The sequence below is a fragment of the uncultured Lamprocystis sp. genome, from assembly GCF_903933125.1.
In the GTDB taxonomy this organism is placed as follows: Bacteria; Pseudomonadota; Gammaproteobacteria; order Chromatiales; family Chromatiaceae; genus Thiodictyon.
Genome location: NZ_CAIZIZ010000403.1, coordinates 1 through 5,009 on the forward strand (window position 1 = coordinate 1; position 5,009 = coordinate 5,009).

Annotated in this window: 5 protein-coding genes; 4 read left to right on the top strand and 1 reads right to left on the bottom strand. The window is 63.0% G+C overall.

All coding sequences use genetic code 11. From position 1 onward, the window contains the following. Positions 1-218: 218 nt before the first annotated feature. Positions 219-503 carry a hypothetical protein gene (locus QZY03_RS21280; protein ID WP_295584374.1) on the top strand — a complete coding sequence of 95 codons (285 nt, stop codon included), beginning with the start codon at positions 219-221 and terminating at the stop codon, positions 501-503. Between the two features lie 233 nt (positions 504-736). Beyond that, entirely contained in the window at positions 737-1,969 is a 1,233-nt protein-coding gene (locus QZY03_RS21285) for an SLC13 family permease (RefSeq protein ID WP_295584376.1), read from the top strand. An 8-nt stretch (positions 1,970-1,977) separates the two neighbouring features. On the opposite strand, the gene QZY03_RS21290 is transcribed toward QZY03_RS21285, so the two are convergent. Then, positions 1,978-2,841, bottom strand: a complete 864-nt coding sequence (locus QZY03_RS21290; protein WP_295584378.1) for a polyphosphate kinase 2 family protein — start codon at positions 2,839-2,841, stop codon at positions 1,978-1,980. Positions 2,842-2,982: 141 nt separating this feature from the next. Between QZY03_RS21290 and QZY03_RS21295 the strand changes: the two genes are divergently transcribed. Both QZY03_RS21295 and QZY03_RS21300 read left to right on the top strand, forming a co-directional pair. Beyond that, the gene (locus QZY03_RS21295; RefSeq protein WP_295584379.1) at positions 2,983-4,458 is read left to right on the top strand and encodes a glycoside hydrolase family 1 protein; all 1,476 of its coding nucleotides are present in this window, start codon (positions 2,983-2,985) and stop codon (positions 4,456-4,458) included. Positions 4,459-4,513: 55 nt separating this feature from the next. After that, entirely contained in the window at positions 4,514-4,885 is a 372-nt protein-coding gene (locus QZY03_RS21300; RefSeq protein ID WP_295584381.1) for a CU044_2847 family protein, read from the top strand. Positions 4,886-5,009 lie beyond the last annotated feature (124 nt).

A 5,009-nucleotide genomic window follows, 5' to 3' on the forward strand; every position in this document is an offset into this window, starting at 1 on the left:
AAAGTCATCAAGCGACGTTGTTACGGCATTCTTAACCTTGGGCATCTCTTTCAGCGCATTCAATTGGACCTTGTTGGGTACAAGCTGTATGCTTGAAAAATCAACGCATTACGGTGCGCAGTGCCGACCATGACAGGGGCCAGTAAATTTTGGCGATGTAAAATATCTTATAGATTATGTTACGGTAAAGTGCCACGGGAAATCCCAGAGCGCCCGAAATGCGCCGCCTACAGGTCGAAACGGATCAAGCCGTCGTCGTCGCCTACGGCTGGCAAGACCTGGACCTCGGCCACGGCTTCAACGAAACCAAGCAAGGCATCCGCTACACGATCTCCGAATCCGCTCGCCGCGAAGTCCTCGACAGCCTGCTGGAACTGAACCACAACGCTACGCCGAGGAGGTCGCCGCCGGGCTGCATGACAAGAAGGCGCCTAGGCCAGCCACACGTCCATCATCTCAGAACCCAACGGGTGCGCCGGTCCAACCGGACCTGTAGTGGATGATGGACGCCAGTGCCTGAGTGTAGCCGCCAATCGCCGGCTTGGCGCGATCCCGCTCATCGGACCCTTGTCTGTTCTGTTCCCAGGGATTGACAGGGAAGGTCGAGACACGGATGGTGCGGAGTGTGCCCGAGCAGCCGTCGGACTGGCCGCAGCGTCCGCGGTGCGGACCGATCACGGCCGGCCGGGACACTGATCAAAGCCGAAGCGTTCCAGCAACCGCGCGGAGTGGTTTCATGTCCATCGTCCTGATCACCTTCATCGTCGTCTACCTGGGCATGATGCTCGGCCACTTGCCATGGCTCAAAGTGGATCGCGCCTCGATCGCCTTGGGAGGCGCCATCGCGCTCTTGGCCACCTCCGAGTTGACCCAAACCCAGGCGCTTGCCAGTGTCGACTTCGGCACCATCGGCATGCTCTTCGGGCTCATGCTGATTTCGATCCAGTTCGAGATGTCCGGGCTGTACGGCGCGGTGTCCGCCGCGGTCGGCCAGGTCCAGACCAGGCCATCGATCCTGCTCGCCCTCTTGATTGCCCTGGTTGGGGTCATGTCCGCCTTTCTCACCAACGATGTGGTGGCAGTTGCCATGACCCCGGTCGTGCTGTCCATTTGTCTGCGCCGCGGACTCAATCCGGTGCCGTTTCTCCTGGCGATCGCCTTCTCCGCCAATGCCGGCTCGGTGGCGACGCTCATCGGCAGCCCCCAGAACATGCTGATCGGCGAGCGACTGCAGCTCTCCTTCGTCGGTTATATGGCGTACGCGGCAGTGCCCGCGCTGCTGTCACTGGGCGTCGTCTGGCTCGCCCTGATGGTCTTCTACCGCGGGCACTGGCCACTTCAGCGGCCGGGCGCGATGGATCAAGGCGCGCCGTCCGCAACCGCGGCGACACCTCCGCTCGACCGGTGGGAGACGATCAAAGGCTTACTGATCCTGGGCGTCGTCCTCTATGCCTTCGTTTTCACCGAGTGGAGCCGGGGTCTGGTGGCGGCCAGCGCTGGCGCTTTCATGTTGTTCAACGCCCGCTTCATGTCCCGCAGCATGCTGCATCGCATGGATTGGGGGCTGCTGATCCTGTTCATCGGTCTCTTCATCGTCAACGGCGCCTTCCAGAATACCGGGATTCCGCAGCAGTTGGTCGGCGACCTGAAGGCGGCCGGATTCAACCTCCAGCACAGTGACGTCCTCTTTGCGCTGAGCGCCGTTCTGAGCGACATCACCTCGAACGTCCCGACCGTGATGCTGCTCTTGCCCTATGCCGGCGACCCCGAGGCCGGCCCCCTGATGGCGCTGGCCAGCGGTCTCTCCAGCAACCTGATCATCATCGGCAGCCTGGCGAACATCATTGTGGTCGATGCGGCCAATGCGAGGGGCCTCACGATCTCGTTTTGGGAGTTCGCCAAGGTGGGAATCCCGGTCGCCCTGAGTACCCTGCTGATCGCCTGGGTTTGGGTCAGATATCTGATGTAACGTCAGCGTCAGTGCTGCTTGCGCTTGCCGCCCGTCGGCTCGTCTCCCGCCGCCTCATGGTACGCGCGCCGGATCTGCTCCAGGTCGACCGTCGGCTCGGGGTATTGCAGGTCCAGCGCCTCCATCGCATCGAGCACAATATGGGCGACGGCCAGGTTGCGGAACCACTTGTGGTCGCAGGGGATGGTGAACCAGGGGGCGTGCGCCGTGGAGGTGCGCTCCAGCGTCTCGTCGAAAGCGTCCAGGTAGTCGTCGAAAAATGCACGCTCCTTGTAATCGGAGTCGCTGATCTTCCATTGCCGATGGGGGTCACCCAAACGCTCGGCGAAGCGCTTCAGTTGCTGCTCCTTGGAGACGACCAGACAGAACTTCAGAATCGTCGTGCCGTTCTCGACGGCCAGCAGTCGCTCCCAGTCATTGATCAGGTCATAGCGTCGCTCCCAGACCTTGCGCGGGGCCAGTTGATGAACGCGCGTGACCAGTACATCTTCATAGTGCGAGCGGTTGAACACCGCCACCTCACCCTTGGCCGGGGCGTGCGGGTGAATGCGCCACAAGAAATCGTGCGCCGCCTCCGCCGCCGTGGGTGCCTTGAACCCCTGGACCTTGCAGCCCTGGGGGTCCATGCCGCCGATCACGTGCCAGCACACCCCGTCCTTGCCTGCCGCATCCAAGCCTTGGAGAACGATCAGGAGCGAATGCCGATTGTCGCCATACATCTTACGCTGCAGCACACCGATGCGGGCCTTGACGGCCGCGAGTTCCTGCTCCGCATCCTGCTCGGCATCGCCCTTGCCGTGACCGGCCGGATCGAACTGCTTGAGCCGTACTTTGGTTCCTGGTTCGACGATCAACTTCTTGGTGTAGTTCACGTTGTCTATACTCCCGCAATCGCTTGACTGACCATCGGCCGCCTGACCGGTACCTGTTTGCGACCCCGTTGTCGAGAACGCCAGCGCAGATCAGCTTATGCCCATCGAGCACGGCTATCCAGCCCAGCGAGGACCAGCCCCATGACCGCTTCAACCATGACCCCTTTCCCGGCCGGCTTCCTCTGGGGCGGCGCCACGGCCGCCAACCAGATGGAGGGCGCCTTTGATGCGGACGGCAAGGGTCTGTCGATCCAGGACGTGGCCCCCCAGGGCATCAAAGGTCCACGCACGCCGGTGCCGACACCGGACAACCTCAAGCTGGTCGGCATTGACTTCTACCACCGCTACGAGCAAGACATCGCCCTGTTCGCCGAAATGGGGTTCAAGGTCCTGCGCCTGTCGATCGCGTGGAGCCGGATTTTCCCGCACGGTGACGACGCGACCCCCAATGAGGCGGGCCTGGCTTTTTACGACCGGGTGTTCGACACCTGTGCCAGGCACGGCATTGCGCCGCTGGTGACGCTCTCGCATTACGAGACTCCGCTGCACCTGGCCGAGCACTACAACGGCTGGGTCAGCCGGGAGTTGATCGGCTTCTATGCGCGCTATGTCCGGGTCCTGCTCGACCGGTACGGCTCCAAAGTGAAGTACTGGTTGACGTTCAACGAGATCAATTCGGTGCTGCACCAGCCCTTTCTGAGCGGGGCGATCAACACGCCGAAGGATCAACTGTCGCAGTCCGACTTGTATCAGGCCGTCCACCACGAACTGGTGGCGAGCGCATTGGCGACCCGGATTGCGCATGAGCTGATCCCTGACGCCAAGATCGGCTGCATGATCCTGGCGATGCCGATCTATCCACTCACTCCGCATCCGGCGGATGTGCTGGCCGCGATGCAGGCGGACCACCTGAACTTGATGTTCGGGGATGTGCACGCGCGCGGCTGCTACCCCGGCTATGCGCTGCGCTACTTCCGGGAGCACGGGATCGCACTGGATATCACGGACGAGGACCGCGACTGCCTGACCAACACCGTCGACTTCGTGTCGTTCAGCTACTACATGAGCGTCTGCGAAACCGCCGATCCCGCGGCGCAAAGCACGGGCGAGACCAACATCCTCGGCGGCGTACTCAACCCCACCCTGAAGGCCAGTGAGTGGGGCTGGCAGATCGACCCGGCCGGCCTGCGGATCGTCTGCAACCAGTTCTGGGACCGCTGGGGTAAACCCCTGTTCGTCGTGGAGAACGGCCTGGGCGCCAAGGATCAGTTGGTCGAGGTCGACGGCGTCAGGACCGTGCTCGATGATGCGCGGATTGCGTACCTGAACGACCACCTGGTCGCGCTCGGCGAGGCGATCACCGACGGCGTCCAGGTGCTCGGCTACACGGCCTGGGGCTGCATCGACCTGGTCAGCTTCACCACCGCGCAGATGAGCAAGCGCTACGGCTTCATCTATGTCGACCGCAACGACGACGGCACCGGCACCCTCGAACGCTATAAGAAGAAGTCTTTCGACTGGTACGCGGAGGTCATTGCCACTAACGGGGCCAGCTTGCGGCGCGACGGGGCCTGGTTGGCATCGCTCGGTGGACTGCCCCCGCGATTGTTGGCATAGTTCCCGGCAAGCGCAGGCGGATGTCTGCACACACTGCGGGTCTGGATGGAGCGAGATGATGAGCGATCGTGGTCTGATCGAGTTGAAGCTGGCCGACGGCACCTCCGTCTTCGTCGAGAGCACGGGTGACCGTGCCGCCGGCTCCGGCCCGCAGCGTGTCAGCCGCGGACCCTCCGGCGCCGAGGAGGCCGAGACCCGTTTCGAGGAGGCCGTGGCCCGCATTCGTCCGGCCGCCCAGGCCCTGCTGGACAGCCTGCGCGGCTTGAACACGCCCGAGCAGATCGATCTGGAGTTCGGCATCAAGTTCAACGCCAAGGCCGGCGTGATCTTCGCGTCGGTGGACTCCGAGGCCGTTTTCAAAGTGGCCATTCGCTGGAAAAATGCCGGCGGCGCCGGCGCTGAGGTTCCGGCGGCGGAGGGTTCCTGAGTCCGGGAGGTGCTCGCGCAACGACGCAAAGGATGACAGGGCGATGTGCCGGGCGCTTTCGCTCTCACGCTCCAGCGTGGGAGTGTCGTGCGGGCGCTCCGCGTCCGGTCTGCGCACTGGACGC

Coding starts and splice junctions, on each gene's coding strand:
- QZY03_RS21285 (WP_295584376.1), top strand. CDS start 737: ATGTCCATCGTCCTGATCACCTTCATCGTCGTCTACCTGGGCATGATG.
- QZY03_RS21280 (WP_295584374.1), top strand. CDS start 219: ATGCGCCGCCTACAGGTCGAAACGGATCAAGCCGTCGTCGTCGCCTAC.
- QZY03_RS21295 (WP_295584379.1), top strand. CDS start 2,983: ATGACCGCTTCAACCATGACCCCTTTCCCGGCCGGCTTCCTCTGGGGC.
- QZY03_RS21300 (WP_295584381.1), top strand. CDS start 4,514: ATGATGAGCGATCGTGGTCTGATCGAGTTGAAGCTGGCCGACGGCACC.